Source organism: uncultured Paracoccus sp., assembly GCF_937873615.1.
Taxonomy (GTDB): Bacteria; Pseudomonadota; Alphaproteobacteria; order Rhodobacterales; family Rhodobacteraceae; genus Paracoccus.
This window is the reverse complement of sequence record NZ_CALMYP010000046.1, coordinates 1-2,719: the sequence shown is the minus strand read 5'-3', so window position 1 is coordinate 2,719 and position 2,719 is coordinate 1. Positions and strand designations below refer to the sequence as shown.

Below are 2,719 nucleotides of genomic sequence, written 5' to 3'. Positions count from 1 at the left end.
GTAAGCGGCGGTCACGCCCCATTGATTTTGCCCTTGCGCGGTGTCGCGGTGGGATGAAGCGGATGACGGTCGGTAGCTCGTCAGGGACTACGAGACGAGGTCCCTATGCATCCCAGCCCTGCTGGGCGTAAGCCCACGGCATCAGGGCATCGATGTCCTTGTCGAGATGGCCATTGGCCAGTTTCGTGAACAGATCGCGCAGGTAGGCATAGGGTTCGACACCATTCATCTTGCACGAGCCGATCAGGCTGGCGAAGCGGGCCCAGTTTTTTCCGCCCTCATCGTGGCCGGCGAATAGCGCGTTGCGACGGTTCATGGCGGGGCTGCGGATGGCGTTTTCGACGAGGTTGGAGTCGATGTCGACGCGGCCGTCGTCGAGAAACAGCCGGAAGCCATCCTGACGTTTCAGCATGTAGGCCATGGCCTCGCCGAGGTCGGATTTGTGCGAGACCCGTGCGGCCTGGGCCGCCAGCCAGGCGAAGAACTCATCGACCAGCGGGCGGGACAGTTCCTGACGCACGGCTATGCGACGATCCGGGTCTGAGCCACGGATGGCCTCCTCGATCTTGTAGAGGGCGGCGATCCGCAAGAGCGCCTCATCGACGATGGGTGATCCCTTCTTCGGTATGGCCTTGATCAGCTTGCGCCGACCGTGCGCCCAACAGAATGCCAGCCGCAGCGGATCGCCGCCCGTGCGTTTCGGCGTGGCCAGATGGGTATAGGCGCCATAGGCATCGACCTGGATCGTGCCATTGAAGCCGTTGAGGATTTCAGCGGCGTATTCGCCCTTTCGCCCGGGCCGGTAATGGAACACCACGCCGGGCGGCGCGGGGCCGTTCCAGCCACGATCATCGCGCAGCACCGCCCAGAGATAACCTGTCTTTGTCCTGCCCTTACCTGGATCCAGCACCGGGGCGGTGGTTTCATCGACATAGAGGTGCGTGCTGTCGGTCATCAACTGCTTGGCCATGTGATCGACTATGGGGGCGATCAGCGCCCCAGTCCGGCCCATCCAGTCGGCCAGAACCGACCGATCGATCGGCACCCCGTGCCGGGCCATGACCACGGCTTGCCGGTTCAACGGCATGTGTTCCGAATGCTTGGAGACGGCAATCTGCGCCAGAAGCGCTTCGGTCGGCCAACTGCCTTCCAGCAGATGCGCAGGGGCCTTCGCCTGCACCACGCCGGTGCGCCCCTTGGGACAGGCGTATCTCGGGCGCACCGTAACGATGACCTGATAGCGCGCGGGGATGTAATCCAGCCGTTCGCTACGGTCTTCGCCGATCCGGACCATGTCGCCGCAGCCGCAGGGGCAGGCAATGCTGTCGGGTTCGACCACGCGCTCGATACGCGGCAGGCTTTCGGGCAGCGCCCGCGCCTTGCGAGGGGCGCGCGGCTTGCGCTTCTCGGGATCACGTTCGCTGGCCGCGATCTTCTCTTCGACAGCGGCGATTTGCGCCTGCGTCTCGGCAATCGCGGTTTCCAGGTCTTCCAGCGCCAGTTCCAGCTGCGCGGGGTCCAGCTTTTCCGATTTCGGTCCGAACTTCGCGCGCCGGTAATCCTGAACCTGGCCTTCCAGCTTCTCGATCAGCTCCTTGAGCTCGGTGATGAAGGCCTCCTTCTCGGCCACCACCGCCTGTTCATGCTGGCGCGCCGCACGTTCGACCGAAAGCTCGAACTGAACCGCCGCAAAGGCCTTCACCACCTCGGGCGGCAGGTCCGGGAATTGACTGAGATCGAAGGTCTGCGACATACGCATTTCTACCCGATCGGGGACAGAAAGCCCAACAAAACAACACCAAAACTCACCCGGTGAGTCATCCTGCCGCAGTCGGGGCCTGCACCCGACGCGCAACCGTCCGGCGCCAATCCAAGCCTTCGAACAGGGCTTCCGCCTGCGCCCGAGACACCCGCATCACCCCATCCTGAACCTTCGGCCAGGCGAAGCTGCCATGTTCCAATACCTTGTAAATCAGCACCATGCCGGTGCCATCCCAGACCAGGATCTTCAGCCTGTCCCCGCGCTTCGAGCGGAACACCACCGTCACACCCGAATACGGATCCAGCTTCAATTCGGTCTGCACCATCAGTGCCAGAGCATTATGCCCGCAGCGAAAGTCCACCGGGCGTGTCGCGATCAGGATCGGCAGCCGCCCGCCAGCGACAATCACGACGCCCCTCGCAACGCCTGCACCAGTGCGGCCGCGCGTTCCACTGCAACATCGCCGGGAATCCGCAGCAACAGATCGCGTCCGACCTCAATCACCATCACCCCGGAACCACCCTGTGCATCAACGCCTCTTGAGGGCACCGGCTGATCCGAAGCTTCAGGCAAAATCGACAGCGGCACGAAGGCAGGTTCTGCCACCGCCGAGCCTGAAGATGTGGTCAGCCCGTCCATAAGGTCATCAGGGAGTGCCAGCCGACCTTGCCGGGCATGGCGGCGCCAATCTGACAGGTGATGGGGCAGGATGTCATAGCGCGCTGCCACATCGACAACCCGGACACCCGGCTGAAGGCTCTCGGCAACAATCCGTGCCTTCACCTCAGCTGGCCACCGCCGCTTGCCTCGCCGCCGCGGTTCGACAACCTCGCACCGGCCCATGAACCCATCACCACCATCCGCCATGCGCAACCTCCATCTGCTCAAGCAGACCCTATCGCAGGCGCGTCAGGCGTCAGAAACACATCAATTCAATGGGGCGTGGCCGCCGCTTAC

4 protein-coding genes are annotated in these 2,719 nt (G+C 63.4%); 1 reads left to right on the top strand and 3 read right to left on the bottom strand.

All coding sequences use genetic code 11. The features are described 5' to 3' along the window. Positions 1 to 103: 103 nt before the first annotated feature. The 3 genes from Q0330_RS10925 to Q0330_RS10915 all read right to left on the bottom strand — a co-directional run bounded on the left by Q0330_RS10925 (position 104) and on the right by Q0330_RS10915 (position 2,545). Positions 104 to 1,753, bottom strand: a complete 1,650-nt coding sequence (locus tag Q0330_RS10925; RefSeq protein WP_299478694.1) for an IS66 family transposase — start codon at positions 1,751 to 1,753, stop codon at positions 104 to 106. Between the two features lie 64 nt (positions 1,754 to 1,817). Further along, positions 1,818 to 2,171: an IS66 family insertion sequence element accessory protein TnpB gene (gene tnpB / locus Q0330_RS10920; protein ID WP_271114220.1), complete on the bottom strand. Its 354-nt coding sequence runs from the start codon at positions 2,169 to 2,171 to the stop codon at positions 1,818 to 1,820. Next, positions 2,168 to 2,545 (bottom strand): transposase, encoded by a 378-nt coding sequence (locus Q0330_RS10915; protein WP_299478697.1) that lies wholly within the window; start codon positions 2,543 to 2,545, stop codon positions 2,168 to 2,170. Before Q0330_RS10915 ends, tnpB begins: the two co-directional genes overlap by 4 nt. Here Q0330_RS10915 and Q0330_RS10910 point away from each other — a divergent pair. Then, positions 2,462 to 2,719, top strand: a 258-nt coding sequence (locus Q0330_RS10910) for a hypothetical protein (RefSeq protein ID WP_299478700.1), incomplete at its 3' end; no start/stop codon positions are given. The two genes, Q0330_RS10915 and Q0330_RS10910, sit on opposite strands and share 84 nt — an antisense overlap.